This is a genomic window from Sphingomonas sp. (assembly GCF_050725575.1).
In the GTDB taxonomy this organism is placed as follows: Bacteria; Pseudomonadota; Alphaproteobacteria; order Sphingomonadales; family Sphingomonadaceae; genus Sphingomonas.
Map to the genome: position 1 here is coordinate 67,880 of NZ_JBOHHW010000011.1, position 26,714 is coordinate 94,593.

Annotated in this window: 27 protein-coding genes and 1 tRNA gene; 18 read left to right on the plus strand and 10 right to left on the minus strand. The window is 65.1% G+C overall.

Annotated elements, in window-relative coordinates; translation table 11 throughout:
• Positions 1–122 precede the first annotated feature (122 nt).
• From dgcN to ACRECS_RS10030, 5 genes are all read left to right on the plus strand, one after another.
• On the plus strand, positions 123–1,133 hold the full coding sequence (gene dgcN, locus ACRECS_RS10010; protein WP_431582817.1) for an N-acetyltransferase DgcN: 1,011 nt from the start codon (positions 123–125) through the stop codon (positions 1,131–1,133).
• Between the two features lie 52 nt (positions 1,134–1,185).
• Positions 1,186–2,199 carry a dipeptide epimerase gene (locus ACRECS_RS10015; protein ID WP_431582818.1) on the plus strand — a complete coding sequence of 338 codons (1,014 nt, stop codon included), beginning with the start codon at positions 1,186–1,188 and terminating at the stop codon, positions 2,197–2,199.
• 40 nt (positions 2,200–2,239) lie between these two features.
• Entirely contained in the window at positions 2,240–3,634 is a 1,395-nt protein-coding gene (locus tag ACRECS_RS10020; protein WP_431582819.1) for a serine hydrolase domain-containing protein, read from the plus strand.
• A gap of 20 nt (positions 3,635–3,654) precedes the next feature.
• Positions 3,655–5,223 carry an N-acyl-D-amino-acid deacylase family protein gene (locus ACRECS_RS10025; RefSeq protein WP_431582820.1) on the plus strand — a complete coding sequence of 523 codons (1,569 nt, stop codon included), beginning with the start codon at positions 3,655–3,657 and terminating at the stop codon, positions 5,221–5,223.
• 91 nt (positions 5,224–5,314) lie between these two features.
• A complete protein-coding gene (locus ACRECS_RS10030; protein ID WP_431582821.1) occupies positions 5,315–5,986 on the plus strand; it encodes an HAD-IA family hydrolase in 672 nt (223 codons plus the stop codon).
• A 6-nt stretch (positions 5,987–5,992) separates the two neighbouring features.
• On the opposite strand, the gene ACRECS_RS10035 is transcribed toward ACRECS_RS10030, so the two are convergent.
• Positions 5,993–7,330, minus strand: coding sequence for an MFS transporter (locus ACRECS_RS10035; RefSeq protein ID WP_431582822.1), 1,338 nt, complete (start codon positions 7,328–7,330; stop codon positions 5,993–5,995).
• Positions 7,331–7,458: 128 nt separating this feature from the next.
• Between ACRECS_RS10035 and cyoA the strand changes: the two genes are divergently transcribed.
• From cyoA to ACRECS_RS10075, 8 genes are read left to right on the plus strand one after another with little or no spacing between them, the layout of a single operon-like run.
• Positions 7,459–8,529 carry a ubiquinol oxidase subunit II gene (gene cyoA / locus ACRECS_RS10040; protein WP_431582823.1) on the plus strand — a complete coding sequence of 357 codons (1,071 nt, stop codon included), beginning with the start codon at positions 7,459–7,461 and terminating at the stop codon, positions 8,527–8,529.
• Between the two features lie 12 nt (positions 8,530–8,541).
• Positions 8,542–10,551, plus strand: coding sequence for a cytochrome o ubiquinol oxidase subunit I (cyoB, locus tag ACRECS_RS10045; RefSeq protein ID WP_431582824.1), 2,010 nt, complete (start codon positions 8,542–8,544; stop codon positions 10,549–10,551).
• Between the two features lie 8 nt (positions 10,552–10,559).
• Complete coding sequence (gene cyoC / locus ACRECS_RS10050) at positions 10,560–11,174, plus strand: cytochrome o ubiquinol oxidase subunit III (RefSeq protein WP_431582874.1); 615 nt, start codon at positions 10,560–10,562, stop codon at positions 11,172–11,174.
• Positions 11,171–11,536 carry a cytochrome o ubiquinol oxidase subunit IV gene (gene cyoD, locus ACRECS_RS10055; RefSeq protein WP_431582825.1) on the plus strand — a complete coding sequence of 122 codons (366 nt, stop codon included), beginning with the start codon at positions 11,171–11,173 and terminating at the stop codon, positions 11,534–11,536. Before cyoC ends, cyoD begins: the two co-directional genes overlap by 4 nt.
• The gene (locus tag ACRECS_RS10060; protein WP_431582826.1) at positions 11,536–12,246 is read left to right on the plus strand and encodes an SURF1 family protein; all 711 of its coding nucleotides are present in this window, start codon (positions 11,536–11,538) and stop codon (positions 12,244–12,246) included. The genes cyoD and ACRECS_RS10060 overlap by 1 nt, the downstream gene beginning before the upstream one ends.
• A complete protein-coding gene (locus ACRECS_RS10065; protein ID WP_431582827.1) occupies positions 12,243–13,538 on the plus strand; it encodes an ATP-binding protein in 1,296 nt (431 codons plus the stop codon). Before ACRECS_RS10060 ends, ACRECS_RS10065 begins: the two co-directional genes overlap by 4 nt.
• Before the next feature lie 4 nt (positions 13,539–13,542).
• On the plus strand, positions 13,543–14,076 hold the full coding sequence (locus ACRECS_RS10070) for a response regulator transcription factor (protein WP_431582828.1): 534 nt from the start codon (positions 13,543–13,545) through the stop codon (positions 14,074–14,076).
• A 60-nt stretch (positions 14,077–14,136) separates the two neighbouring features.
• On the plus strand, positions 14,137–14,598 hold the full coding sequence (locus ACRECS_RS10075; RefSeq protein ID WP_431582829.1) for a hypothetical protein: 462 nt from the start codon (positions 14,137–14,139) through the stop codon (positions 14,596–14,598).
• Positions 14,599–14,617: 19 nt separating this feature from the next.
• On the opposite strand, the gene ACRECS_RS10080 is transcribed toward ACRECS_RS10075, so the two are convergent.
• The 9 genes from ACRECS_RS10080 to ACRECS_RS10120 form a co-directional block, all read right to left on the minus strand.
• Positions 14,618–15,397, minus strand: a complete 780-nt coding sequence (locus ACRECS_RS10080) for an NRDE family protein (RefSeq protein WP_431582830.1) — start codon at positions 15,395–15,397, stop codon at positions 14,618–14,620.
• Between the two features lie 47 nt (positions 15,398–15,444).
• Positions 15,445–15,519: transfer RNA gene (locus tag ACRECS_RS10085), tRNA-Glu, on the minus strand.
• Positions 15,520–15,590: 71 nt separating this feature from the next.
• Complete coding sequence (gene mprF / locus ACRECS_RS10090; protein ID WP_431582831.1) at positions 15,591–18,179, minus strand: bifunctional lysylphosphatidylglycerol flippase/synthetase MprF; 2,589 nt, start codon at positions 18,177–18,179, stop codon at positions 15,591–15,593.
• On the minus strand, positions 18,149–18,559 hold the full coding sequence (locus ACRECS_RS10095) for a DUF2147 domain-containing protein (RefSeq protein WP_431582832.1): 411 nt from the start codon (positions 18,557–18,559) through the stop codon (positions 18,149–18,151). The genes mprF and ACRECS_RS10095 overlap by 31 nt, the downstream gene beginning before the upstream one ends.
• Entirely contained in the window at positions 18,556–19,326 is a 771-nt protein-coding gene (locus ACRECS_RS10100) for an AcvB/VirJ family lysyl-phosphatidylglycerol hydrolase (protein WP_431582833.1), read from the minus strand. Before ACRECS_RS10100 ends, ACRECS_RS10095 begins: the two co-directional genes overlap by 4 nt.
• A gap of 26 nt (positions 19,327–19,352) precedes the next feature.
• Positions 19,353–20,429: a glycosyltransferase gene (locus ACRECS_RS10105; protein ID WP_431582834.1), complete on the minus strand. Its 1,077-nt coding sequence runs from the start codon at positions 20,427–20,429 to the stop codon at positions 19,353–19,355.
• A 4-nt stretch (positions 20,430–20,433) separates the two neighbouring features.
• Positions 20,434–21,048 carry an SPASM domain-containing protein gene (locus ACRECS_RS10110; RefSeq protein ID WP_431582835.1) on the minus strand — a complete coding sequence of 205 codons (615 nt, stop codon included), beginning with the start codon at positions 21,046–21,048 and terminating at the stop codon, positions 20,434–20,436.
• A complete protein-coding gene (locus ACRECS_RS10115) occupies positions 21,036–21,563 on the minus strand; it encodes a radical SAM protein (protein WP_431582836.1) in 528 nt (175 codons plus the stop codon). Before ACRECS_RS10115 ends, ACRECS_RS10110 begins: the two co-directional genes overlap by 13 nt.
• Positions 21,564–21,979: 416 nt before the next feature.
• Entirely contained in the window at positions 21,980–23,026 is a 1,047-nt protein-coding gene (locus tag ACRECS_RS10120; protein ID WP_431582837.1) for a glycosyltransferase family 2 protein, read from the minus strand.
• A 146-nt stretch (positions 23,027–23,172) separates the two neighbouring features.
• Here ACRECS_RS10120 and ACRECS_RS10125 point away from each other — a divergent pair, with 146 nt between their 5' ends.
• From ACRECS_RS10125 to ACRECS_RS10145, 5 genes are all read left to right on the plus strand, one after another.
• Positions 23,173–23,592 (plus strand): ArsI/CadI family heavy metal resistance metalloenzyme, encoded by a 420-nt coding sequence (locus ACRECS_RS10125; protein ID WP_431582838.1) that lies wholly within the window; start codon positions 23,173–23,175, stop codon positions 23,590–23,592.
• The gene (locus ACRECS_RS10130; RefSeq protein WP_431582839.1) at positions 23,592–23,939 is read left to right on the plus strand and encodes an ArsR/SmtB family transcription factor; all 348 of its coding nucleotides are present in this window, start codon (positions 23,592–23,594) and stop codon (positions 23,937–23,939) included. The genes ACRECS_RS10125 and ACRECS_RS10130 overlap by 1 nt, the downstream gene beginning before the upstream one ends.
• Complete coding sequence (arsB, locus tag ACRECS_RS10135) at positions 23,936–25,027, plus strand: ACR3 family arsenite efflux transporter (protein WP_431582840.1); 1,092 nt, start codon at positions 23,936–23,938, stop codon at positions 25,025–25,027. The genes ACRECS_RS10130 and arsB overlap by 4 nt, the downstream gene beginning before the upstream one ends.
• Positions 25,024–25,437, plus strand: a complete 414-nt coding sequence (gene arsC, locus ACRECS_RS10140) for an arsenate reductase (glutaredoxin) (protein WP_431582841.1) — start codon at positions 25,024–25,026, stop codon at positions 25,435–25,437. Before arsB ends, arsC begins: the two co-directional genes overlap by 4 nt.
• Before the next feature lie 129 nt (positions 25,438–25,566).
• Positions 25,567–26,688, plus strand: coding sequence for an agmatine deiminase family protein (locus tag ACRECS_RS10145; protein ID WP_431582842.1), 1,122 nt, complete (start codon positions 25,567–25,569; stop codon positions 26,686–26,688).
• The last annotated feature ends 26 nt before the right edge of the window (positions 26,689–26,714 follow it).

The following is a 26,714-nucleotide window of genomic DNA, read 5'->3' on the forward strand; positions in this document are numbered from 1 at the left end:
CTCCCGATTGGTCATGGCAAAATGTTATTTTTATGTCAGTTGACACTTCTAGCAATAATTATAACTATAACGCCATAGCCGGAATGCCGGCATCGACAATACCGCAGGAAAGACCGAACCGAATGATCATCCCTGGAAAATATCTGCTCTTCCTGGGGGCGGCACGTGATCCGCTGGATGCCAAGACCGCATATGGGCTGGTCGACTGGGCGCGCGATCGGTGCGCGGGGCAGTGGCGCCTGCCCGATTGCAGCATCGATCTGGGACTTCCGGACCTGGACTTCGCACAGGCGCGGGCCGCCGGCGCCGAGACCCTGGTGATCGGGATCACGCCCTTTGGGGGCGCGATCGCGCCCGAATGGGTCGCACCGATCGTCGCCGCGCTTGAGGTGGGGCTCCATGTGGCGAGCGGCATGCACACAAGGCTGGAGAGCGTGCCCGAGATTGCGGAAGCGGCCAGTGCCTCCGGGGCCAGGCTGTTCAATGTCCGCACGCCGGGTATGCGCTATGCCGTTGGATCGGGGCGCAAGCGGAGCGGCCGGCGCATGCTGATGGTCGGCACCGATTGCGCCGTCGGCAAGAAATACACCGCGCTGGCGATTGCGCGCGACATGGCGGCGGCGGGGATCAAAGCGACGTTCCGCGCGACGGGGCAGACCGGCATCCTGATCGCGGGGCAGGGGGTGCCGATCGACGCCGTGGTCTCCGACTTTGTCGCCGGCGCGGCGGAGGCGCTTTCGCCCGACAATGACGCCGATCACTGGGATGTGGTCGAAGGGCAGGGATCGCTGTTCCATCCCGCCTATGCCGGGGTCGCGCTGGGCCTGATGCACGGATCGCAGCCGGATGCGATCATCCTGTGCCATGCGGCCGGGCGGACGCATATCGACGGCTATCCCGATTTCCCGCTGCCCGATCTTGCCGAGTGCATCGAGACCAATTTGCGCATGGCGCGGCTGACCAATCCGGCGGTGCGCTGCGCGGGCGTCAGCATCAATACGCAGACCCTGTCGGCGGAGGCGCGCGCGGCGCATCTGCAAGCCATTACCGACCGCTTCGGGTTGCCCTGTTTCGATCCGGTCGCAACCGGCGCGGGGGCGCTTGTCGCTCATATTGCCGAAACCTTCGACTGACTTTTTCTGCCCGGCGCTGGCCGGTGATCTCGCCCATTCCCGGAGTGCAGTGATGGATATCGAAGTTCGCATCGAGACATGGCCATTGGCCAATCCATTCCGCATCACCGGGCGTACCTATACCGAGATCGAGCTGGTCGTCGCGGTGATCCGGGACGGCGAGCATGAAGGCAAAGGCGAGGCCGCCGGCGTCGATTATCTCGGCGAAACGCCGACCAGTATCGCCGCCGAGATCGAGGCGGTCCGGCCGGCCTTTGCCGTCGGCATGGATCGTACACGTCTGCAATCGCTGCTGCCGATCGGCGGTGCCCGCAATGCACTCGACTGCGCGCTCTGGGATCTGGAAGGCGCGCGGTCGCGGCGGCCGGCCTGGCTCGATGCCGGCGTGACCCGGCCCAAGCCGTGCCTCACCACCTGGACGATCGGTGCGGATGCGCCCGACCTGGTCGGTGAGCGCGCGCTGGCCTTTGCCGATGCGCGCGCGATCAAGCTCAAACTGACTGGCGACGGCCTCGATGCCGAGCGGGTGCGTGCGGTACGCGCGGCGCGGCCCGATGTCTGGCTCGGCGTCGACGGCAATCGCGGCTTCACGCTGGCCGGGCTCGAACAGCTGATGCCGATACTGGTCGAGGCCGGCGTGGCGCTGGTGGAGCAGCCGCTGCCGGTGGACCGCGATGCCGAACTCGGCACCTTCGCTTCGCCGATCCCGCTTGCGGCGGATGAAAGCGTGCAGGGGCTGGCGTCGCTCGCCACCCTGTCGGACGGTTTTTCGGTCATCAACATCAAGCTCGACAAATGCGGCGGCCTGACCGAGGCGCTGGCCATGGTCCATGCCGCGCGGGCGCGCGGCATGGGGGTGATGGTCGGCAATATGCTTGGCACGTCGCTGGCCATGGCACCCGCCTTCATCGTCGGTCAGTTCTGCGACGTCGTCGATCTCGATGGGCCGGTGCTGCTGCGGCGCGACCGGGTGCCGGGCGCCCATTATGGCAATGGCATGATCTGGTGCCCCGACGATCTCTGGGGCGGTGCGCGCACCGGCGCACCGGTCGCCTTTCATGCCTGAGCCGATCGATAAGTCATGAAAACAGCAAAAGGGGATGGGTATGTTGAAGCAGGTCACAATTCTGGGCGCACTGGCAACCCTCTGCATCGCCGCGCCGGCGATCGCGGCGCCCGACCCTGAAACTTTCCGCAAGCAAGTCGACAGCTTTGTCGAGGCGGAGATGCAGGCGGAAAAAGTGCCCGGCGTCGCGGTCGCGGTGTTGCGCAAGGGTGAGATCATCGTCGCCAAAGGCTTCGGCAAGGCGACGGTCGAGCATGATGTACCCGTGACCGCCGACACGATCTTCCAGTCCGGCTCGGTCGGCAAGATGTTCACTGCCGTGGCGGTCATGACATTGGTTCAGCAGGGCAAGATCGGGCTCGACGATCCGATCAGCAAATATCTGCCCGATGAGCCCGCGAGCTGGCGCCCGATCACTATCCGGCATTTGCTCACTCACACCTCGGGCGTCGCCAATTACAAACCCGATTTCGACTATCGCCGCGACTATAGCGATGATGAGCTGGTGAAGCAGGCGTACGCGCTGCCGCTCGATTTCACGCCCGGCGCGCGCTGGAACTACAGCAATACAGGCTATGCGCTGCTCGGCATCCTGGTGAAGAAAGCGTCGGGCCAATCCTATCTCGACATCCTCGACCAGCGCGTGTTCAAGCCGGTGGGGATGAAGACCGCGCGCGGGATCAGCGACGCCGATATCGTGCCCCATCGCGCGTCCGGTTATCAACTCGTCGAAGGCGCGCTGAAGAATCAGGATTTTGTCTCGCCGTCGCTCAACGCCACGGCGGACGGATCGCTCTATTTCTCGCTTAACGACATGATCGCCTGGGCGCGCGGCGTCGAACAGAGCGCGGTGATCGGTGCCGCCGGCTGGCAACAGGTCTATACCCCGGTCAAGCTCAATAGCGGCAAGACCTACCCTTATGGATTCGCCTGGCAGATCGATCAGGCGGGCGGGGCGCCGCGTTACCATCATGGTGGCGCCTGGCAGGGCTTCCGGACTTATTATTCGCGTTATCTGGGTGATGATCTCTCGATCATCCTGCTGACCAATTCGGCCGACACCAAGCTCGACACCTTTGTCGACGGCATTGCCAAACTCTGGGACGACAAGCTTGTCGCAACCGGGCCGCACCCGGCGCCGGAACCGGCGGTGGCGCGTCGCCTCACTACGTTGATCGAGGCCGTACGCGGCGGCACTTTGCGTCAGCAGGACGTGCCACTTGCGGGGGAAGGATTTGCGGACCTCGCGAACAAATATTTCGGGCCGAAGCTGAAGACGCTGGGTCCGGTGACGAGAGTGGAACTCACTGACCGCCGCGAGCTTGGCGACGACACGCGCTACAGCTTTGCCGTGGCCTTTGGCGATCGAACCATGAAAGCGCGGCTTGCGATCGCGCCCGGGGATAAAGTCTCCCAGTTCATGATCAACGAATAAGCCGCGAGGGGAGCAACGAGATGAAAATGGGCATGTTCGGCGCTGGACGCCGGTGGTTCGAAACCTTGTACCGGTCGTGTGGCCGCGGTCTGATGATGGCGGCGATCATCGTCGCGCCGACTGGCGCCGCCGGTGCGCAAACGCCGAAATCAACGCTGATCACTGGCGCCAGCGTGATCGACGGCACCGGCGCGCCGGCGCGCCCGGCATCGGTGCGGATCCAGGGCGACCGCATCGTCGCGATCGGCGAATTGAAGCCGCTCGCGGAAGAGCAGGTCGTCGACGCGGGCGGGCAGGTCCTGTCGCCGGGGTTCATCGACACGCACAGCCATCACGATCGCGGGCTGTTCGAACAGCCCGATGCGCTGCCGGTGACCAGCCAGGGCATCACCACGATCGTCGTCGGACAGGATGGCGGGTCGGAACTGCCCTTGCCGCGCCTGTTCGCGCGGATGGCGAAGATGCCGGTCGCGGTGAATATCGCCTCCTATGTCGGGCATAATTCGATCCGTGCCCAGGTGCTGGGCAAGGATTACAAGCGCGTCGCCACCGCCGCCGAGATTGACCGGATGCGCGCCATCGTGCGCGCCGAGATGCAGGCGGGCGCGCTCGGCCTGTCGACCGGGCTCGAATATGATCCCGGCATCTATGCCACCAAGGATGAGGTGCTGACGCTCGCGAAAGAAGCCGCGCGGGACGGCGGGCGTTATATCAGCCATATCCGCAGCGAGGATCAGTATATCTGGGCCGCACTCGACGAGATTGTCGAGATCGGGCGCGCCACCGGCATGCCGGTGCAGGTCTCGCACATGAAACTCGCCATGACCGACTGGTGGGGGCAGGCCGATCGCTATCTCGGCGTGATGGACCGCGCGCGCGCCGCGGGCGTGAACATCACCGGCGACGTCTATCCCTATGAATATTGGCAATCGACGCTGACGGTCATGTTCCCCAAGCGCGATTTCACCAATCGCGAGAGCGCGCAGTTCGCGCTCGACCATCTTGCGCCGGCCAACGGCCTGCTGCTTTCGGAGTTCAGCCCCGACCGCAAGCTGGTCGGCAAGACCGTGGCGCAGGTCGCGGCGCAGCGCGGTATCGATCCCGCCACCGCACTGATGCAGCTGATCGCTGAATCGCAGGCGCCCGGTGCGGAGGAAATGGTGATCGGCACCAGCATGCGGTCTGACGATGTCGGCAAGCTTATCGCCTGGCCGTCCGCGAACATCAGCAGCGATGGCCAGCTCAACGATCGTCACCCGCGCGGCACCGGCTCCTTCCCCCGCGTGCTGCGCCAATATGTCCGCGGACAGCATCTGCTGACGCTCGAACAGGCGATCAACAAGATGACCGGCGCGGCGGCGGCCCATATGGGGCTCACCGATCGCGGCGTCATTCGCCCCGGCGCACGCGCTGATCTGGTGCTGTTCGATCCCGCCACCGTTGCCGATCGCGCGACGAGCGAGACCCCGTCGGCGCAATCGGTCGGCATCTCACGGGTCTGGGTCAATGGCGGGCTGGTGCTGAAGGACGGCAAGCCGACCGGCACCCGGACCGGTCAGCCGGTGAGGCGCGCCGTGGCGGCAAAGTGAGCGCCTTGCAGATTGGCTCTGGTTCTCGCCGACCGGCAAACCTATCTCCGGCGCGGAGGCGCATTCCTTGCGCCCGGAAAGGTTATCATCCGTGCCAGCTACCGAGACGCCGCAGCGGCGCTATGCCGCGTTCCTGTTCGATATGGACGGGACGATCCTGACATCGATCGCATCGGCGGAGCGGGTCTGGACTGCCTGGGCGCTGCGTCAAGGTCTCGACGTTGCGACCTTTATTCCGACCATCCACGGCGTGCAGTCGGTCGAAACGATCCGGCGGCTCGGGTTGCCGGGGGTTGATCCGGTTGCCGAGGCGGCAGAGATCACCCGGCTGGAAATGGACGATGTCGACGATATCGCGCCGATCCCCGGCGCGGCCGCTTTCCTCGCATCATTGCCGCTGGATCGCTGGGCGGTGGTCACCTCGGCGCCGCGCGGCCTTGCCTTGCGGCGCCTTGCCGCTGCCGGCTTGCCCACGCCGCCGCTGCTGATTGCGGCCGAGGATGCGGCACGCGGCAAACCGGCGCCGGATTGCTTCCTGCTCGCCGCTGATCGTCTTGGTGTCGCGATCGATGAATGTCTCGTGTTCGAGGACGCTCCGGCCGGTATCGCCGCGGCCGAGGCGGCGGGCGCGGATGTCATGGTGCTGACCGCGACGCATCGCCATCCGCTCGAGACGGTTCATCCCCGCATTGCCGGTTATGAGACGATGGCTTTGGATCCGGCCGATTCCGACCGTCTCGGTTTCCTGCCCGTCGCTGCCTGACCCGGCTCAGCGCCCGGCCAGTTCCTTGTTGATGCCGAGCGCCACCAGCGTGCCGACCGCACCCGACAACAGATAGCCGCCGGCCGCGAGCAGTCCGAAATTGGCCGCGAGCAGCAAGGCGACCAGCGGCGCGAAGCCCGCGCCGACCAGCCAGGCAAGATCGGAGGTCAATGCCGCGCCGGTATAGCGGTGCGCGGAGGAGAAATTGCCCGACACCGAGCCCGAGGACTGACCGAAAGCGAGGCCGAGCAGCACGAAGCCAATGATCATGAACGCCAGCTCGCCGGCGTCGCCGCCATTGAGCAACTGTGGCGCAAAGCCGCTGAATGCCGCTATCCCGGCGGCTGACGCGCCGAGCACGGTGCGGCGCCCGAAGCGGTCGGCGATCACGCCTGAAGCGATCACTGCGACCACACCGAAGGCGGCGGCGATGATCTCGATCACCATGAAGCGCGCCGGATCCTGATGCGTGAACAGGAATACCCAGGACAGCGGAAACACCGTGACCATGTGAAACAGCGCGAAGCTGGCGAGCGGCGCGAACGCGCCGATCACGATGTTGCGCCAGTCGCCGCGCACCGTGTCGATCACGCGTGACGGTTGCAACTCGCGGCTCTCGAACAGATTGGCGTAATGCGGCGTGGAGACGATGCGCAGCCGCGCGAACAGCGCCACGACGTTGATCGCAAAGGCGACGAAGAAAGGATAGCGCCAGCCCCAGTCGAGGAAATCGGCATTGGACAGGGTGGTCACGAAAAAGGCGAACAAGGCGCTTGCCACCATCAGGCCGAGCGGTGCGCCGAGCTGCGGAATCATCGCATACCAGCCGCGCCGCTTGGCCGGTGCGTTGAGTGCGAGCAGTGAGGCAAGTCCGTCCCAGGCGCCGCCCAGCGCGACGCCCTGGCCGAGGCGGAACAGTGCGAGCAGCACCGCCGACCAGATGCCAATCGTCTCATAGCCGGGCAGGAACGCGACCGCCGCGGTCGACCCACCGAGCAGGAACAGCGCGATGGTCAGCTTGGTGCCGCGCCCCATCGCTTCGTCGATCCACAGGAACGCCAGCGACCCGACCGGCCGCGCGACGAAGGCGAGCGCGAAGATGGCGAAGGAATAGATCGTGCCGGTCAGCCGGTCGACATAGGGGAAGACCAGGCTGGGGAAGACCAGCACCGAGGCGATGGCATAGACGAAGAAGTCGAAGAACTCCGACGTCCGCCCGATGATTACGCCAATGGCGATCTCGCCCGGTGCGACATCGCTGTGCCGCGCATTGATCGCGCGGGCGTCGCGTTCGGCCGTACCGGATGTCGGAGCCCGGGATGTGGGGGCAATGGGCGCGGTCATTGACGAACTTCCTGGGTGGCGGCGGATGGAGAATGCCGGTCAGCTAGGGTATACTCCCATTTGATGGCTTTGCGCATTGGACAAAATGTCCAATGTTGCAGTGCACCCTAGAAGGGTAGCGAGCGACCATGGTAAAGGTTCTCCGCATCGTTCGCCTGCCCGCCGTGGCCGCCGCGCTCCTGCTGCTCGGCGGGTGCAATTGGGTTGTGATGAACCCGATGGGCGATGTTGCGGTGCAGCAGCGCAACCTGGTGATCATCGCCACGGTGCTGATGCTGCTGATCGTCGTTCCGGTGCTTGCCCTAGTCGGGCTGTTCGCCTGGCGCTACCGCGCGTCGAACAAGGACGCACGTTACGAGCCCGACTGGGATCATTCGACTGAACTCGAACTGGTCATCTGGGCGGCGCCGCTGCTGATCATCATCTGCCTGGGCGCAGTGACCTGGACCGGCACCCATTTGCTCGACCCCTATCGCCCGATCGAGCGCATCGCAACGGGCCGGAAGGTCGCGCCGAACGTCAAGCCGCTTGAGGTGCAGGTTGTCTCGCTCGACTGGAAATGGCTTTTCATCTATCCCGAATATGGCATCGCGACGGTCAATGAACTCGCTGCGCCGGTCGATCGGCCGATCATGTTTCGGCTCACCTCCTCCTCGGTGATGAACGCCTTCTATGTGCCGACGCTTGCCGGCATGATCTACACCATGCCGTCGATGGAGACGAAGCTCCACGCCGTGATCAACAAGGCCGGCGACTATGAGGGCTTCTCCTCCAATTATAGCGGTGCGGGCTTTTCCGGCATGCGCTTCCGCTTTCACGGGCTGAGCGATGCGGACTTCGCGGCCTGGGTCGCACGCAACAAGGCGGCCGGCAACGAGCTCAGCCGTGCGCGCTACCTGCAGCTCGAAAAGCCGACCGAAAAGGTGCCGGTGATGCGCTTCGCGAAGGTCGCGCCGGGCCTGTTCGACGCGGCGGTCGGGCAGTGTGTCAAGCCGGGCACGCCATGCATGGCCGACATCATGATGAAGGACGCCGGCATGGCGGGGATGAACCATATGTCCGCGCCAGCGAAGGAGCCCGAATCCCCTCTGACCACGGCCGCCCCCGGCAGCCCACCGCCCGCCGATCCCGCGCATGTCGATCACCGCTCGCACGGCGCGCCGTCCGACGCTGTGCCGCCCAAACAGCCTGCCCTCTAAATGGCCATTCCGATGCAGATCTCACCTTCTTCCGTCAGCCCGATCTTCGGCCGTTTCACGCTGGAATCCCTGCCGCTGCACGAACCGATCGTCGTCGCGACCTTTGCCGGTGTCGCGCTGGGCGGCATCGCACTGCTCGGTGCGCTGACCTACTTCAAGCTCTGGGGTTATCTGTGGCGCGAATGGTTCACCACCGTCGACCATAAGCGCATCGGCATCATGTACATGATCCTCGGGCTGGTCATGCTGCTGCGCGGCTTTGCCGACGCGATCATGATGCGGCTGCAGCAGGTGATGGCGTTCAACGGGTCCGAAGGCTATCTCAACGCGCATCACTATGATCAGATCTTCACCGCGCACGGCGTGATCATGATCTTCTTCGTGGCGATGCCGCTGGTCACCGGTTTGATGAACTATGTCGTGCCGCTGCAGATCGGCGCGCGCGACGTGTCCTTCCCGTTCCTCAACAATTTCAGCTTCTGGATGACCGCGGCCGGCGCAATCACGGTGATGATGAGCCTGTTCGTCGGCGAATTCGCGCAGACCGGCTGGCTTGCCATGCCGCCGCTATCGGGGATCAGCTACAGTCCCGGGGTCGGGGTCGATTATTATATCTGGTCGCTGCAGATCGCCGGCGTCGGTACCTTGCTGTCCGGCGTCAACCTGATCGCGACGATCGTGAAGATGCGCGCGCCGGGCATGACCATGATGCGCATGCCGATCTTCTGCTGGACCGCCTTGTGCACCAACATCCTGATCGTCGCGGCCTTCCCGGTGCTGACCGCAGTGCTCGGCCTGCTCTCGCTCGACCGCTATGCCGACACGGCCTTCTTCACCAACACGCTCGGCGGCAACCCGATGATGTATGTGAACCTGATCTGGATCTGGGGCCATCCGGAGGTCTACATCCTGATCCTCCCCGCGTTCGGCATCTTCAGTGAAGTGACCTCGACCTTCTCGGGCAAGCGGCTCTTCGGCTATACCTCGATGGTCTATGCGACCGCGGTGATCACGCTGCTCGCCTATGTCGTGTGGCTGCACCATTTCTTCACCATGGGATCGGGCGCCAGCGTCAATTCCTTCTTCGGCATCACCACCATGGTGATCTCGATCCCGACCGGCGCGAAGATCTTCAACTGGCTGTTCACCATGTACCGTGGGCGGATCCGCTTCGAGCTGCCGATGATGTGGACCATCGCGTTCATGATCACCTTCGTGATCGGCGGCATGACCGGCGTGCTGCTCGCCGTGCCGCCGGCCGATTTCGTGCTGCACAACTCACTGTTCCTCGTCGCGCATTTCCACAATGTGATCATCGGCGGCGTGCTGTTCGGCCTGTTCGCCGGGATCAATTACTGGTTTCCCAAGGCGTTCGGCTTCCGGCTCAATGAATTCTGGGGGAAAGTGTCCTTCTGGTTCTGGGTGCTCGGTTTCTATTTCGCCTTCATGCCGCTCTACATCCTCGGCCTGATGGGCGTGACGCGCCGCCTGCGCACCTTTGAGGATCCGAGCCTGCAGATCTGGTTCGGCATCGCCGCGTTCGGTGCGGTGCTGGTCGCGATCGGCATCGGCGCGATGCTGATGCAATTCTATGTCAGCATCCGCGACCGCGAGAAACTGCGCGACGAGACTGGCGATCCATGGAACGGCCGCACGCTCGAATGGGCAACCTCCTCGCCGCCGCCCGACTACAACTTCGCCTTCTCGCCGGTGGTGCATAATGGCGATGCCTGGGCGGACATGAAGCAGCGGGGCTATGTGCGCCCGACCCAGGGGTTCAAGGCGATCCATATGCCGAGCAACACCGGTACCGGCGTGATCATCGCCGCGCTCAGCGTGGCTTTCTCGGTCGGCATGATCTGGTATGTCTGGTGGCTGGCGGCGCTCAGCTTCGTCGCGATCCTCGCCGTTTCGATCGGCCACACCTTCAACTATCGCCGCGACTTCCACATCCCGGTGGAGGAGGTGGTCGCGACCGAGGACAAGCGCACGCGACTGCTCGCGGCGGGAGCGGCAGCATGAGCGCGACGATGACCGACACGCACAGTAGCGACGTCTTCTATCTGGTCGACGAGCATGATCATCCTGAGGGCTCGAGCACCATGCTCGGCTTCTGGATCTATCTGATGAGCGACTGCCTGATCTTCGCGATGCTGTTCGCGACGTACGGCGTGCTCGGCGCGAGCTATGCCGGCGGTCCCGGCCCGCGCGAATTGTTCGACCTGCCGCTGGTCGCGCTCAACACGACGATGCTGCTCTTCTCATCGATCACCTATGGCTTTGCGATGCTGGCGATGACTGAGGACAAGGTGCGCGGGACACAGGCCTGGCTGGCGGTCACCGGCCTGTTCGGCCTCGCCTTTCTCGGCATCGAGATGTACGAGTTCGCGCATCTCATCCATGAAGGGGCAGGGCCGCAGCGCAGCGCCTTCCTGTCCTCCTTCTTCACCCTGGTCGGCACTCACGGCCTGCACGTCACCTTCGGCCTGATCTGGCTGGTGACCCTGATGGTCCAGGTGAAGATGAAGGGGCTGATCCCGGCCAATCGCCGCCGGCTGATGTGCCTCAGCCTGTTCTGGCACTTTCTCGACGTCATCTGGATCGGCGTCTTCACCTTTGTCTATCTGATGGGAATGCTGCGATGAGCGCCTCCGCCGACACTCACGGCCATCATGACGATGAAGAAAGCCATGGTACCCGCAAGGGCTATATCATCGGCTTCGTGCTCGCCGCGATCCTTACCGCGATCCCGTTCTGGCTGGTGATGACGACACCATTTTCGAAACCGGTGATCGCGCTGATCATCATGGCCTTTGCCGCGGTGCAGATGGTCGTGCACATGATCTTCTTCCTGCACATGAACCGGCGCGCGGAGGGCGGCTGGTCGATGATGGCGCTGCTGTTCACCGTAGTGATCGTCGGCATCGCGCTGAGCGGGTCGCTGTGGGTCATGTATCACATGAACGCCAATATGATGCCGATGCCGCAGGCCATGGACCCGATGTAATGAGGCGGCGCGCCACCGGCGCGCGCGTCACCGCTGTGGTGGTGGCGCTGCTGCTCATTGCCATGCTGATTGCGCTCGGCACCTGGCAGGTGAAGCGGCTGGCCTGGAAACGCGACCTGATCGCGCAGGTCGATGCCCGCGTCCATGCCGCGCCTGTCGCCGCACCCGGACCCGCCGCCTGGCCGAAGGTCGATGGCCCCCGTGCGCAATATCGCCGCCTCCGGCTCACCGGTCAGTTCCTGCCGGTACCGCCGGCGCTGGTGCAGGCGGCCACGGTGCAGGGCCCCGGCTGGTGGGTGATCGCGCCAATGCGGACGGAGCAGGGGTTTGTCGTGCTGGTCAACCTCGGCTTCGTGCCCACACGCGCAGTCGCCGCTCCACCCTCGGGGCCGGTCACCCTGACCGGGCTGCTGCGCATCACCGAGCCGGGCGGCGGCTTCCTGCGCTCGAACGACCCGGCGCGCGATGCCTGGTATTCGCGCGACGTCGCCGCCATCGCCGCCGCGCGCAAGCTCGGCGTCGTTGCGCCCTATTTCATTGATCTGGATGCGGCTTCCGCGCCGCCGGGCGGGCCGATCGGCGGCCTGACGGTCATCGCCTTTCCGAACAACCATCTGGTTTATGCGATCACATGGTATGTGCTGGCGATGATGGTCGCCGGTGCCCTTGTCATCTTTCTGCGCGCGGACCGCCGCGCGGCACCGCAATGACCGCGCTCGTCACGCCCCGGGCGCTCGCCCCGGCCGATGCCACCGCGTCGCAGAACATGCTGCAGCTGGTGCAGCTGCGCTGGCTGGCGATCGCCGGGCAATGCGTGACGATCCTGCTCACCCATTACGCCTTCGGCATCGTGCTGCCGATCGTGCCGATGCTCGCTGTGCTTGCCGGACTCGCTCTGCTCAATGCGATCAGCATGGTGTGGCTCCGCTCCGGGCGGTCGATCGACAACCGCGCCTTGCTCGTCGCGCTGCTGCTCGACGTGCTGTGCCTGTCGGTTCAGCTCTATTTCAGCGGCGGGGCGACCAATCCGTTCGTGTCGCTGTTCCTGCTTCAGGTCGTGTTGGGATCGGTGCTGCTCAAACAGGGGTCGACCTGGGTGGTGGTGGTGGTGACCAGCATCGCCTTCGCGCTGCTGACCATATTCTACCGGCCGATCCTGCTGCCCGACGATTATCGCACCTCGCTGTTCCAGTTGCATGTGCAGGGCATGTGGGTCTGTTTCGCGCTGGTCGCGGTGCTGCTGGTGATGTTCGTCACGCGCATCAACCGCAATCTGCGCGCCCGCGACGCGCACCTCTCCGCAATGCAGCGCCAAGCGGCGGAGGAGGACCATATCGTCCGCATCGGCCTGCTCGCTTCGGGCGCGGCGCATGAACTGGGCACGCCGCTCTCATCGCTGTCTGTGATCCTCGGCGACTGGCGCAGGTCGCCCGGCATTGCCGGCGATCCCGACCTCGCCCATGAACTCGCCGAGATGCAGGCCGAGGTGCAACGCTGCAAGGCGATCGTGACCGGCATCCTGCTCGCGGCGGGCGAAGCACGCGGCGAAGCCTCGACCGTCACCACCGTGCGTGCCTTTTTCGGCCGGGTCGTCGCCGACTGGCAGACGGCGCGCGGGTTCACCGGGCTGCGTTATGACGACGCCTTCGGGACCGATGTGCCGATCGTTTCCGACACCGTGCTGCAGCAAATGGTCTTCAACCTGCTCGACAACGCCGCCGAGGCGTCGTCCGAGGAAATCCGCATCGGCCTGGCGCGCGACGGTGACACGCTTCTCGTCACGGTCGCCGATCGCGGCTCCGGCTTTGCCGCGGCGACGCTCGACGCGATCGGGCGGCCGTACAACTCGACCAAGCGGACGGCGGGCGCGGGGCTCGGTCTGTTTCTGGTCGCCAATGTGATGCGCAAGCTTGGCGGCACGATGGAGGCGCGCAACAGGCCGGGCGGCGGCGCGGAAGTGGTGCTGCACCTGCCGCTCGCGGCACTCGCGTTGACGGAGTAGGATCATGGCGGACCAGCCTTTGCTCTTCCTGGTCGAGGATGATGCAGCTTTTGCCCGTACGCTGCAGCGCTCGTTCGAACGGCGCGGTTACCGCGTCGCGCTTGCCGCCGACCCGGCGGAGCTCGACCAGTTGCTGGCCGCGGAGACGCCAGACTATGCGGTGGTCGACCTGAAGCTCGGCCAGGCATCGGGTCTTGCCTGTGTGCAGACATTGCATGGTCATGATCCCGAGACCGTGATCGTCGTGCTGACCGGCTATGCGAGCATCGCGACGGCGGTGCAGGCGGTCAAGCTGGGCGCGACATCCTATCTCGCCAAGCCGGCCGATACCGACGATCTGGAGGCCGCATTCGGCAAGATCGGCGGCGATGTCGATACGCCGATCGGCGCGCGGCAGACCTCGATCAAGACGCTCGAATGGGAGCGGATCCACAAGACGCTGGCGGAGAGCGACTTCAACGTCTCGGAAACCGCGCGCCGGCTGGGCATGCATCGCCGCACGCTGGCACGAAAGCTGGAGAAGCGGCCGCTGCGATAATTTCGCTCGGGCGGCGTCTGCTTGAACCCTTTATTGAGGCTAAGCGGCTAAGATGAGCGCATGGCGGAAGCGGCAGAGAGCAAGACGCGCACGTTCGACAAGATCGCCGTGCCGTTCCTGTTCGTCCTGATGTTCGTCGCGCCCAATTACATGGGCGATGTCTCGCTCGACGGACTCGACGCCTATATCCTGTCGGCACCGGTGGGCAGCTCGCGCGAGCAGGTCGAGACCGGCGTGCGACGGTTCGAGCATTGCTATTACCGCAAGCCATCGCGTCATGAGACGAGCGACGCGATCGATTATATCTTCCGTGGCACGACCAGCGATGTCGGCTTTTTCGCCGCGGTGACCGTACATTGCCCGTTCGGTTCGGACGCAAGGCTCACCAAGCAATGCACGCGCAGTGCCTGGACGCTGATCCCGGCCGATGTCGAGGCGTTCGAGCGCTGGTCAAACAGCGACGTCACGCAAGCCGATGAATGGTCGAACGCCGGCGAGCCCGAATGTCCGGTGCGGGACTGATTCGACAGCGACCGATACTTCATTGCGAGCCGTCGATACCGCGCGGCCAAGAAAAGGTGATTGTGGTCTCGCCGGAAACTTCGCCCGTCGAGGTGTAGCGCCGTTCGACGATCCGGCCCTGACCGTGACTGTCGACCGCGACGACCGTGCTGCAGCGCGTTCCATAGACTGGATTGCGGATGAAGATCGGCGAGAGCTGCGGTTCCTGTGGCACGTCGGACGGTGTGGCCGGGTTCAGTCCGGCTGCGGGGAGTGTGTCCTCGCCCAGGCCGTCGAGCAATTGGGCCGGCTCGGTCGCGCCCTGGACGATCCAGTCGAGCAGGATCTGTTTGAGGCGGAGCGTCTTGGGCCAGGGCTCGTCGAGCGTGCCGTTGGACAGGCCGTAAAGCCCGGGGGCGAGGAGGCTGCGGACCGACTCGGGCCGATTCGACAGGAACAACGCCCGGTCATGATCGGCGAGGATCAGGTTAAATGGATTGAAGTCGGAGAGTTCTGCGCGGTCGGGGTCGGCATATCGCCCCGTGCCGGCAATGAGGTCGGTTACCAATGTGCCGCGCGACGACCGGTCGGGCCGGGGCGTGCCATGGCCGCGGAGATTGGTGATGACGGCGAAGCGGCCTGCCTTGGAAACGCCGAGCCATGTCCCGCCCGACAGCAGGTCGCGGCCTGCGATCAAGGGCTGGGGTTCGTCCCAATGGGCCAGTGGCGCGGTCGGGCGCGCGTGGAGTTCATCGCGATTGCCCGCCATCACGAGATGCCAGCGGGGATGCGCTTTCCAGGCAAGGGCAAGGACACACATGCCAGCGGCTCATAGCGAGATGGCGTGCGGCTGCCAGCGATAATCGCTGGTGACCCCTACGAGAATCGAACTCGTGTTTTCGCCGTGAGAGGGCGACGTCCTAACCGCTAGACGAAGGGGCCGTGCAAGCTGAGGCGCGGCAAATAGGGCGAGGGCGGGGTGGCGTCAAGCAGCCCTTCGCATTGGCGCGTCCTCAACCGCCGATCAGGCCGACAAGGTTGATCATCGCCCAGGGTGTGGCGAGCCCGGGCATGGTCGCGACATAGCGCGGTACCCAGATCGGCTGGAACTTCGCCTTGAACGACCGCAGCCCGGAAAAGCCGTACAATGCCTCGCCATGGCCATAGATCGCATGGCCGATGCGCGACCAGAGCGGGGCGAGGCGGCGGCCATTCAGGCCCGAGAGCGGCGCCATGCCGAGGTTGAACCGGGCATAGCCGTTCGCCGCGCCCCATTGCATCAGCCGCACGAACAGCAGGTCCATCGTCCCATAGGGCGTGTCGGGCCAGTGCCGCATCAGATCGACCGACAGTTCGGCCCGGTTACGCGTCGTCCAGATATTGGCGAAGGCGATGATCTTCCCCTCTTGCCGCAGCACCGCGCAATCGAAGCGGGCGAGATAGGCCGGGTCGAAGCGGCCGACGCTGAAGCATTTCTCATGCCCGCCCTTGTCACCGAGCCAGGCCTCCGACACAGCCCGGAGCTGCGGGACGATCGCCGGCACGGCCGTAGCGGCGACGATCTCGAACGACAGGCCGGCGCTTTCCGCCTTGCGGGTCGAATGGCGCAGCGACTTGGCGGCTGGCCCGTCGAGCGTGAAGGTAGCGAGATCGACTTGCGCCTCGTCGCCATATTTCATCACCTGCAGGCCCATTTCGATCAGCAGCGGCAGCAGCTCGTTGCTCGCCTGATAGAAGCACAGCCGCCCATGCGCGGCGTCGCAGCGCCCGCGGATCTGCCACACGAGTTCGGACCAGTCGGCGAACGCACCGACCGGATCCCCCATCACCACCCAGGTCCGCCCGCGCACGCGGTACATCAGGAATGCGGCGCCCGAGGCCGAGACGAGGAACTGCTTGTCGCCAGTCAGCGCGAGCGCGGCGTCGGCACGCGACGAGAGAGCAAGCGCGGCATCGGCCACCCGGGGCGGCAGGATCATGTCGCCGACCGGCCGGATCGGTGCGCTCAGCAGCCGCCAGCACGCGACCGCGCCGAGCAGGATCGCCGCCCCCATGCTGGCGCGCAGAAAGCGCGGCGCATTGCCTTTCCAGGCAAACGCCCACCACAGATCGTCATGATAGGCGACGTGCTTATAGGCGAAGAACCCGGCCCACAGGCTGAGCCCGATCGCAACGGCAGCCGCGGCGAACCAGGTGCGTTGCAGCGGCGCATCCAGGATGCCGGCGCGGCGATAGAATGCGGGGCGGCAATATTGCAGGATGATCGCGATCACGCCGAGCAATATGGCTTCCTCATAATCGAACCCTTTGAGGATCGAGAAGACGATGCCACCGGCAAGCAGCAGGCGCGCCGCGAGAAAGCCGCTGCGCATCCGTGCGCTGATCGCCGGGGCGACCAGCAGCAGCGCGGTGCCGGCCAGGCTGGCGGCGAAGTGCGAAGCCTCGACGAACGGCAGCGGCACGACATGGGCGAGCCAGTGGATTCGCCAGTGCACCGCCGGCAACGCGCCGGAGACGAGCAGGATCAGCCCGCCGGTAAAGACCAGCAGCCCGATCAGCGGCGGGGCGAGGTAGCGCGCGCTGCGTTCGGCCAGCGACAGGCCCATCGCGATCGGGCGGCGCAGCCGGTGCCCCTCCACCGAGGCGAGCAATGCCGCCGCAACGATCAGCGGCAGGACGTAATAGATCAGCCGGTACAGCAGCAGCGCGGCGAACACGCCGCCATTGCTGGCCGGCGTGATGGCGAGGATGATCGCCTCGAACACGCCGATGCCGCCGGGCACGTGCGACACGGCCGCGACCGAGACCGCCACCGCATAGGCGAGAAAGAACATCCCGATCGTCTGCGGCGCCGCCTCGGGCAGCAGCACGAACAGCGCGGCTGAGGAAGCGGCAAGATCGAAGGCGGCGACGCCCAGCTGAGCGGCCATGGTCGCGGCCGGCGGGATGGGCAGAGTGAAGCGCCCGATCCCGACCTGCTCGACCCCGCGCAAGCGGACGATGAACAGCAAGGCGAGCAGCGCCAGGACGATGATGGCGACGGCCTGGCCCGCGAATGCCGGGATCGTGGCGCCGGCGATATCGATCGGCGCGCCGCCGCTGAGCAGTGCCAGCGCAGCAATGCCGAGCAAGGCGCCCCAAAAGGCCGCGGAGGAGAGCAGCCCGACCCGCGCGACGGCACCTAGATCGAGCCCGGCCGAGGCATATACCCGGTAGCGCGCCGACCCGCCGGTCAGCAGCGTCAGTCCGAAATTATGGCTGATTGCATAGCTGGTGAACGACGCGAGCGCCGCGGTGCGCCAGGGCAGGCGCACGCCGATCGCACGCAGCGACAGCGCTTCGCTGAGCGTCAGCGAGAGATAGCTGAGCGCGGTCAGCGCCAGGGCCGCCACGATCTGTATCTGCGGGATCGCATGGAGCGCGGCGCGGACTTCCTTCAGCCGGACCTCGGCAAGGATCGCATGCAGCGCCGCGAAGCCAAGCAGCGCGACGATCAGCACGGCGAGGATCGCCAGCTCACGCCGATGCGCGCGGCCCCAGGTGATCGCCTCGCCGATCCGGTCGCGGCGGATCAGACGCGGGTCCAGATCTGCGACTTGCAAAACCATCCTCCGATCAGGCAGCCCGAGATCTTGAGCGTGTCGGGCGACAGCTGAACGATCCGCGACGAGAAGCTGCGGCCCATGTCGGGAACATACACCGTGCCCGACCATTTGCCAGGACCGGTCTCACGGTAGCCGGAGAGCAATTGCACGCCGATCAGCTGCTTCACGCCAGCCTCGCGCGCGTCCTGCTCGGCGGTTGGGGTGGCATGGGCGATGACGCCGCACAGCTCGCCGCCACAGGCCTGGGTGCGCACCTGCAGCGTGTTCTGCGGGTTATGCCACAGGCCCAATATGGGCGGCGTCTCGATCGACACCGGGGCGGCGGCGATCGCCGGGAGCAGGGCAAGCATCATCGCCAGCCGACCGAAACGGGTCATTGCGTCACTTCCTTGAGATTGAGCTGGGGGACATGGGGGCGAAGCGAGGCGACCATGGTGGCGATCAGCCGCGGTTCGTCACGGTGGAGGAAATGGCCGCCGGGCAAAGCGATGACACGCGCCGATGTGCCCTTCAGGCGGGGGCAGAGGCTGTCGGTTTCCTGCTCGCCGTAAATGCACACATAGGGCGCCCAGCCGATGCTCTTCGCCGCCTTGACCGGGTCGGCATCGGGCGTGCCGCGATAGGCGAAGCCGGTCGGGTCGGCGCGATAGAAGACACCCTGGCCCGGCACCACCAGCACGATCGCAGCGATGCGTTGCCGCAGGTCGGCGGGCAATGCGGCCGCACCGGTGCCGAGCACATCGGCACCGAACGACTGGCCGATCAGGATGACCCGCTCGGCACCGGTCCGCGCCAGCACGTCGCGTACCCCGCGCGCCACGATCGCATCGACCTCAGCCTGAGTGCGGTGAGTGGCGAACAGGGCCGGCGAGCTGATGCCGAGCACCGGGATGTGGCGCATGGCCAGCGCATGCGAGACGCCGCTGCCCATGCCGAAGCGCAGGCCCATATCGCCCGACATGTACAGCGCCGCGACTGGCGCGGGGCCCTTTGCCGGACTGCCGAAGAAATGGTCGGGATCGCTGTCGAAGAAGCCCGCCGCCCAGGCGACGACACTGCCGATGACAAGGATCGCCGCCGCCACGATCAGGATCGGGCGTAGGATCGGCCGGCGGCGCCGGGTGCTGAAGGAGGATCTGGCCATTACGCAGATGTAACCAGAACCGGATTTCAGGGAGATGGCGGCTGGATGACGAATTTGTCATGCAAATGGTGGGGTCCGGCAACACATTGCCGATAGATTTCACGATAGGCCGAGGATTGCCGGTCGGTGCCGAACTGCGCGGCGCGATCTCTCGCGGCATTCGCCAGGTCTCGCCTCAGTCCGGGGTCGCGGATCAGGCGCTCGATCGCGTCGGCGATGGCGCGCGGCGACCGGCGCGGAACAAGCAGCGCAGCGTCACCGGCTAGCGCCGGCATGCCGCCGACCCGGGTGGCGATACAGGGCAGGCTCGCCGCCATCGCCTCGATCAGTGCAGCCGGCGTGCCTTCATGGTCCGACACCAGCATGAAGCCGTCCAGTGTTGCTAGCCAGCCGGGCATATCGGTCACCGTGCCGAGCAGCCGGACGTCCAGATCTTGCGCCAAGCGGGCCAGCTCAGCGGCGCGGGGACCGTCTCCCGCGATCTCCAGCCGACAGGACAGGCCGCGCTCCTGCAGGATACGCAGCGCCGCCAGCGCATCCTGATGGCGTTTGACCGGATGAAGCCGGGCGGCAATACCAAGCGTGAAAGAACGGTCGGACTGGCAGGTCCGCTCCCGCGCGGCGAAGCGGCCGAGATCGACACCCGTCGCGATGGTGCGGATCGGCCGGCCGGCAAGCGGACGATAGCGGCGTGCGAGATCATCGGACACCGCCGTCACCTCCCGCGCCGCCCGCAAGCCACGCGCGACGGGCAGCGCCCAGCGCCAGCCCGTGCCGAGCGCGATGTGCAAGGTCGCGACCATCGGCACATCACCCAGGCCGCGCCGTGCCAGAGCGGCCGAAACATGCCCCTGAGCATGCAGCACATCGATCCGCGCATCGGTGAGCCAGTCACGGAGCTGGCGCGCAAAGCCGGGGTCGCGCCGGTCGACCGCTATCACCGGAGCCTCGACCGCGAACTGCCCGGCCGGATCGGCGGCGGGATCATAGGCGATGACGAACGGGTCGATGCCATCATCCGGCGCATCGCGGCACAGATCGGCGACGATCCGTTCGCGCCCGCCAATGACGAGATTGGGCAGCAGATGCGCGACGCGGAGCACGGAGTCAGCGCGCCATGAGGCGCTCCGCCGCCTCTTTCGAATATTTGCGGAACGACGGCGCGTGCTTCTCGACCCGCGACGCCGCCTCGCAATGGCAATTGGGGCAGTTGAGCTGAAACGCGTCGCGCGCCGCCTCGTGATGCGGTTCCTTGTAAAGGATCTCGCTCAGCCGCTTCTCATGCAGGTTGCCGAGCGGGAAGGTGACGTAGCACAGCATCACCGAGCCATCGGCGCCGACCCAGAGCAGTTTGCGCGCGTCGCACGGGATGCGCATCCCCTCCTGCTTCAGCGCCCAGTCGGCAAAGGCGGCAATCGCGGTGGCGGATTCGGTCAGCAGCTTCGGGCGTGCCATTTTCAGGCGCAGCAGATGGTCGATCACCGCGTCGACCGCCGGCTTGTCCTCGGGCCGGAACTGCAGCTCGCGGTCCTCGCCTTCATCGAAATAAGGCAAAGAGTAATGCACCACATCGATATGGACGTTGCCCTGGAAGCGATCGGCAAAGGCGACCATCTCATCGACCGCGGCGATCGTTGCGGAGCGGCGGCTGAGCAGGAAGTTGAACTGGATGTCGAGCTGGTCCGGGCCGAACATGGCGCGGGTGTTGGTCAGGCTTTCCACCAGCCGCTCGAACCGGCCGGGGCGCTGGACATAATCGTCGAACGCGCCTTCCTGACATAATAGCCGATCGTCACCTTGCGCAGTCCGGCGGCGTGCAGCGCGGCGATCTTCTTGTCGAGGATCAGCGCATTGGTCGTCATATAGCAGCCGACATCGAGATCATTGGCGATCTGCACCATCTCGACCACATTCGGGTGGAGCAGCGGCTCGCCGCCATAAAGGCGTACCGCAGGCACTTTCGCAGCTGCCGCATCCTCAAGCAGTCCACGCACCGTTTCGAGCGGCAATTGCGCGCCCGGCATGAAGTCGCGGCCATATTTGCAACCCTTGCAGCGCAGATTGCAATGCGCGGTGATCGCAATGGTGATCTTCTCGGTCCGCGCCTTGATCAATGAGGGCCAGGTGCCGGCCATGGTGCTGAGCATGCGCTCGCTCGCGCGATAGCCGGCCTTTAGCGCGGGGGCGGAGACGGGTACGCTGCGGGCAAGCGAACGGGCGATGCTTTCGATGGTCATGCACAGATCTCGCAAGTAATGGGCTGCATGCCGGATCGTGCCGCCAAGTCATTAAGAAAGCGTGGGGCCGGTCGATTGTATCGGGAGTCGGCTTGCGGGTTCGAAACGCCACCCGCATGCCGCCGGCACCTGTCATCCACCGCTGTTTTTGGGAAAAAAAGAAACGACCCCTGTTAAGTTGGATTTTGCGTCCGGTTTATCGGTGTTTTTCCAATGTGTTGCGGCCGATGACCGCTGTTATGGATAACAGGGGTCAAATCCAACATAACAGGGGTCGCGCCACCCCTGTTATCGCCATAACAGCGGACGAATTCATCGTCTGATTCATCATGAGAAAGAGCGTGACGGAAGACGCGATGGCGCTCCGTTCACCACCTCTGCCATGGGTTGTGACCGGGTTGAATCGATAAGGAAGACTAGGTCCGGCGGCGCATTTTGCCGAGCCAGATGCGGGCAAGCGCCGGCGCACCCAGGCGGGACAATCGCGCGCAGCGCGGTGCACTCTGCGCCGCCTTGCGCAACGGCACGCCGGCGCGCCGTGCTTCCGCGGCAAACCGCCACCAGAGCCGTGCGGTGTGCCATGCGATATGCCGTCGATCGGACCAACGCGGTGCGTGCTCGCTCAGGAACCAGGCATGAAGCCGATCGAGCGTATCGCCGAGCAGGGCGAGTGTCGCCGCATCGTCGACCGGCGCGGCCCGCGCAGCGTGGCGGATCATCGCTGTGGCGCGCGCCGCCGCGTCGTCGCCGAAGAGTGGGGTATAGGCCTCGGACAGCACCGCAATGGCGGCTGCATCCGTGCGATCGGCAAAGCGCTTTGATACGCCGCCCGGATGGTCGCGATAGACCAGCAAATCGGCATCGATCCGCGCGATCGCGCCGTGCGCGCGGATGCGGTGGTAGAAGTCGAAATCCTCCGCGCCATAGCGCTCGGGCCGGTTGAACGGATCGAGCGCGCGCGCCGCATCCGCGCGGACCATCACTGACGACCAGACCAGAGGATTGCGCAGCAGCAGCAGCCAGTCGAGCAGCACCGGCGTGGTGCGGCGCGGCCCGGAATGCGGCCGCTCCTCGCCATGCTGAAGAACCGAAACATGGCTCGCGACCAGCACCGTGCCGGGGTGCGCGTCGAGATAGGCGACCTGCGCGGCAAGCCGGCCGGGCCGGCACAGATCGTCATGGTCGAGCGCGGCGATATAGCGCCCCCGCGCCGCCGCGAACCCGCGGTTGCGCGCGGCGACGGGGCCTTCGTTGCGGTCCGGCCTCAGGATGCGGAGGCGGGGATCATCGATCCCGGCGAGCATGGCGGCAGTGGTGTCGGTCGAGGCGTCGTCGATGACGATCAGTTCGAAGTCGGTGAAGCTCTGGGCAAGCACGCTGTCGATCGCCGCGCGGGCGAGATCGGGCGCATTATAGGTCGGCATCAGGATGGAGACGGCGGGGGCGGGGCTGAGATGCGGCATTTCGCTTAGCCTAGCTTGGTTGCGCTCCGGGGAGCTAGGTCGAAAGATATCGGAGCAAACGAAGCCGCCCGCGGATCTGGAAAATAGCGCTTGCCGAATCGATAATTCGAGAATATTCGAAATATCGAAACCAGGAGGCTTGAGCCATGAAGCGTTTGCATCTGCATGTCAGTGTTCCCGACATCGACCAGGCAGTCATATTTTACAGCACCTTGTTCGATGCGCCGCCGTCGGTGGTGAAGGATGATTATGCGAAATGGTTGCTTGAGGATCCTCGGGTGAATCTGGCGATATCGTCACGAGCGCGCGCCACCGGCGTCGATCATGTCGGCATCCAGGTCGATAGCGCCGACGAACTGGCGACACTGGCCACGCGGCTGAAAGCAGCAGGCACTGCCACCTTCGATCAGGCGGCGACCACCTGCTGCTATGCGAAATCGGACAAGAGCTGGGTGACCGATACGGCCGGTGTTCGCTGGGAGACGTTCTTCACCATGGGCGAGGCGACCTCCTATGGCGAAGACGAGGAGATCCCGGGTAAGGCGCCCAAGGCGGGATGCTGCTGATGCTGCTGCCCTCCGCCGTCGAAGCGCTTTCGGCGCTTGCCCATGGTCACAGGCTTGCGGTGTTCCGGTTGCTGGTTCGGGCCGGTGCCGACGGCTTGCCGGCGGGTGAAATCGCGCGCGACATCGGGGTGCTGCCGAACACGCTGTCCACGCATCTGACCATTCTCGGCCATGCCGGGCTGGTCCATTCGCGCCGTGAAGGTCGTTCCGTGATCTATTCCGCAAATTATGACGGGATGCGGGACCTGCTGGGCTTCCTGGTCGCCGATTGCTGTGCCGGCCGTCCCGAAATCTGCGGTGCACTGTTCGATCCGGCAGCGTGCTGCGATGTGAGCGCAACGGCATGACGGTCGATGCCGGCAGGCCGAAGATGGCGGTGTTCGAACGCTATCTGACGCTCTGGGTCTTGCTGTGCATCATCGTCGGTATCGCGGCGGGGCACATATTACCCGCTCTGTTCGCGGCGATCGGTGCGGCGGAGATTGCCAGCGTCAACCTGCCGGTCGCGATACTCGTCTGGCTGATGATCATTCCCATGCTGCTGAAGATCGATTTCCGCGCGCTCGGTACCGTGAGGCGGCATTGGCGTGGTGTCGGCGTCACGCTGTTCGTCAACTGGGCGGTGAAACCCTTTTCGATGGCGTTGCTGGGGACGGTGTTCATCGGCTGGCTGTTCGCGCCGCTGCTGCCGGCGGGGCAGGCCTCGTCCTATATTGCGGGGCTGATCCTGCTGGCGGCGGCACCGTGCACGGCGATGGTCTTCGTCTGGTCGAACCTGTGCGATGGTGACCCGACCTACACGCTGAGCCAGGTCGCGTTGAACGATGTGCTGATGATCTTCCTGTTCGCGCCGCTGGTCGGGCTGCTGCTCGGCGTCGCGTCGATCACCGTGCCATGGGATACGCTGCTGCTGTCGGTCGCGCTGTATATCATTGTGCCGGTCATCATCGCACAAGTCATTCGACGGGCCATCATGGCGGATGGCGGGCAGAGTGCGCTCGATCGCCTTCTGGCGCGGCTGGGACCGGTGTCGCTGATCGCATTGCTGGCGACGTTGGTCCTGCTGTTCGGATTCCAGGGCGAACAGATTGTCGCGCAGCCGCTGGTCATCGCGCTGCTGGCTGTGCCGATCCTGATCCAGGTCTATTTCAACGCCGGGCTGGCCTATGTCCTGAACCGCGTAGCGGGCGAAGCGCATTGCGTCGCGGGACCATCGGCCCTGATCGGCGCCAGCAATTTTTTTGAACTGGCGGTCGCCGCCGCGATTGGTTTGTTCGGCCTGCAATCCGGCGCGGCGCTGGCGACGGTGGTCGGCGTCCTGATCGAAGTGCCGGTGATGCTGTCGGTCGTCGCAATCGTGAACCGCTCCAGGGGCTGGTACGAGCGCGGCGGCAGCGTCGCCCGGCCCGCCATCGCAACACAGGCCAGGCCATGACCGAGTTCCCCGTCACCATCTACCACAACCCCGATTGCGGCACCTCGCGCAACGCGCTGGCGATGATCCTGGCCGCCGGATACGCGCCCAGGGTCATCGACTATCTCGGCGTCGGCTGGACGCGTCCTCAGCTTGAATGGCTGTTCGCGACAATGGGTGCGGCTCCACGCGAGGTGATGCGCGAAAAGGGCACGCCTGCTGCCGAACTGGGCTTGCTGGACTCCTCGATAGCAGACGCGGCTATCATCGATGCGATGATCGAACATCCCATCCTGGTGAACCGACCGATCGTCGTGACGCCGAAGGGTGTGAAGCTGTGCCGACCCTCTGAAATCGTGCTTGAGCTTCTGGATCGGGCGCCGGTGGTCTTCACCAAGGAGGATGGTGAAATCATTCGTTCTCAGTCCTGATCCATCTGGGCGCCGTTTGCCGCAGTCGCGAGACTGCGTGTGTATCGCCGCTTCGGCCTCGTTCGTCGCAACGATTTTTGCTATGCTCCGCGCCATGGGAGCATCGCATTGTTTACGAGAAGAGCTGCCTTGACCCTGGGTGTGGTGGGAAGCATGGGCGCCCTGGCGGGTGCCAGGGTCCTGACCTCGGCCGGCGCGAGAGGTGCGCCGCCCGATCCGCGGCTGCGTTCGTTCCACATGCCGCTGGAATCCGCACCGCATACGCGAACCTTCATGCAATGGCCGATCGCGCTGTCGGTCTATGGCCGCCGGGACCTGAGTGAGGTGCAGCAGGCGATCGTCACCATCGCCAACGCCATTGCCGAATTCGAGCCGGTGGTATTGCTGGCGGCGGACACGGCAAGAACCGGCCATAAGACGGGACTGAGTGCCGCGGTCGAGATCTGGGACATCCCGACCGACGATCTCTGGTGCCGCGATTCCGGCCCGACATTCGTCGTCGACGGTGCCGGCGCGCTCGCTGTCGCGCATTTGCGCTTCAATGGCTGGGGCAACAAGCAGGGCTTCGCCAATGACGGCCTGATTGCGGAGCGGGTCGCGGCGCGGCTCGGGGTGCCGCTGCTCGAAACCGGCCTGGTGGGTGAACAGGGCGGCGTCGAACATGATGGCGCGGGATTGCTCCTTGCGCATGAAAGCTGCTGGGTGAATCCCAATCGCAATCGGCTGGGCCGCGACGATATTGCCGGACGGCTATGCCAGGCGCTGGGCGCCCAGCAGATGATCTGGGCGCCGGGCGTGATCGGCGCGGACATTACCGATTATCATATCGACGCGCTGGCCCGCTTCGTCGGGCCGGGTCGGGTATTGATCCAGATCGACGATGAGATCGATCCCGCCGACCCCTGGTCGCGCGCGGCACATCAAACTCTGCGGGTCCTGGAGCAGGCCCGTGATCTTCAGGGGCGGCGCTTGCAGATCGTCAAGCTTCCCGAGCCGGAGAAGACCAGGTCTAACGCGCCCGATTTCGTTTCCAGCTACATCAATTATTATGTCTGCAATGGCGCGGTCATCGCGGCCGAGTTCGGCGATCCGCGTACCGACGACTTGGTCCGTGAGAGGCTGGCGGACCTCTATCCCGGCCGTGACATCGTCATGCTCAATGTCGATCCGATCGGAGAGTCGGGCGGCGGCATTCATTGCGCGACGCAGCAGCAGCCCGCGGCCGGGGCGAAGATTCCGCCTCACGCTTGATTGGTTTTCCCCGCGGCGGTCAGTGC